2 protein-coding genes are annotated in these 1,827 nt (G+C 57.6%); one reads left to right on the forward strand and one right to left on the reverse strand.

Going from position 1 to position 1,827, the window contains the following annotated elements:
- On the reverse strand, positions 1-637 hold a 637-nt coding region (locus tag AYJ54_RS08620), incomplete at its 3' end, for an HAD family hydrolase (protein ID WP_063698329.1).
- A gap of 784 nt (positions 638-1,421) precedes the next feature.
- Here AYJ54_RS08620 and AYJ54_RS52120 point away from each other — a divergent pair.
- Positions 1,422-1,827 (forward strand): trehalase-like domain-containing protein (locus AYJ54_RS52120; protein WP_245328939.1); only part of this gene is annotated, 406 nt, incomplete at its 3' end.

Raw genomic sequence — 1,827 nt, forward strand, 5'->3', positions numbered from 1 at the left:
AGTCGAGCAGGTCTCCGATCCGGTCCACCGTCACGTCGGGTATGGCGAAGGAGGCGAGGGCGTTCGCGTCGTGGGCATATTGTCCTTGTCGGGGAAGGACGGTGGTGACGCGGTTGCCCCAGACCTCCTTGACCGCGGCAAGGATACGCGGCTTGTCATCAACTAGAACGTAGTGCAGCGCCGGATAGCGGGCCTCGACATCATCGAGCGCAAGCTCCTTGTGGATGTAGATCAGCACATGTGAGTTGACTGCCTCCGAAAGCCCGGAACGCTCAACCTTGCGGGGTTGAAAGACGACGTCGCCATCGGTGAGAAGGATGGTTGGGCCCCACTGACGTAGTCGTTCGAGCACGTCTAGGGATTCCGGATACAAACGATTGGCGAACGGGTAATCGACCAGGAATGACGACATGGACAACAGGTGCATGTCTTGCGGGTGTTCGACGCGATACCGCTGGAGCGCGCCGAGATAGTCTCGATACCCCAGTTCTTGGAACAGCTCCTCGAGAATTGCCCAGTACCGATCGCGACATGAGGCACCGTACCGGCGCTCGAGGTAGGCCTTGATGTCGGCCTGGATGCGGTCGTTGTCGAGAAGCGTATTGTCGACATCGACCAGGAAGACGACTTGGTTCATCGGCCTTACCCTTCGGCTCCGTGCAATATGCTCAGCGTGCGGCTAGAGCTGCCTTAAGGCTGTGCCCTTCCGACTAACGATTCTAAGTCTCGATGCGTCAACCGATCTTCGACGTGCCGGGCGTCATTGCAGAGCCGGACTGTATGCTGACCTGAGAGGCTCCACGCGGTCTCGCCGTGCCTCGCAAGGCAAACGATCGAAAGGACGGCGCTCATGGTCTCACTCCTTCAATTGAGTGACTGCCGGATGGGTGAAGCCGGGCGCCGCACACAAGGTCGATTTGGCACCGAACAAGCTCGCCGAAGTCCGACGCTTAGCATTCTGTATGGTTATCGGCGTTCGCGGAAGTGAAACGATTGCAGCCATCAGATGCGCATGCTGCATTTGGGCGTTCGATGCCGGGTGGTGCAGCCGTCCCTGTCCGCGCAGGTCCTCAAGCTCGAAACCCGGCTGAGTATCAATCGTCCTCCCGTTGAGTGTATCGAAACTTCATCCAAGTGTGATGCCGCGTTTGGAAGCGCCTAAGCTGGCAGGATGATCGGGCTGTTCTGCTTCGCTCCGGCCGTCTTGACCTCGCCATTCAGGTCGGCGGGCTCGTGGCGACCATCATCATCCTCGCGTGCGGAATGCGGGTGCACTTCTCTTCACCGACCGAGCCGTCAGAGGGGAGTGCCAACTATGTGATGTGTTGCATGACACGCTGCGCTAAGGAAGACATTGAACAAATTTGTGCATGATCTTAGTTCGTCAATGGCGAATTGGCGCTCTTTCAGCAAATCGGCACATGGTGAAAAAGATGGATGCTGCCAGCAGATTCCAGAAACGATTTGATGGTACTTTGCGGATTGAAGACTACGGTCTTATCGGTGACTGCACCACGGCGGCTCTGGTCGGCAGGAACGGCTCAATTGATTGGCTGTGCTGGCCTCGTTTCGATAGCGCGGCGTGCTTCGCCGCCTTGTTGGGAAACCCAAATCACGGTCGGTGGTCGATCGCGCCTTCGGATCCGTCGTGCAAGACATCGCGCTGCTACCGTGGCGACACGATGATACTGGAAACCGTATTTACAGTTCGGGACGGATCCTTTGCTGTAATCGATTTTATGCCCACGAACCGTTCCGAGTCTTCGATCATCCGCATTGTCGAGGGACGATCGGGTCGCCCGCCGGTTCGGATGGAACTCGCGTTTC

The sequence above is a fragment of the Bradyrhizobium centrolobii genome, from assembly GCF_001641635.1.
Lineage (GTDB): Bacteria > Pseudomonadota > Alphaproteobacteria > Rhizobiales > Xanthobacteraceae > Bradyrhizobium > Bradyrhizobium centrolobii.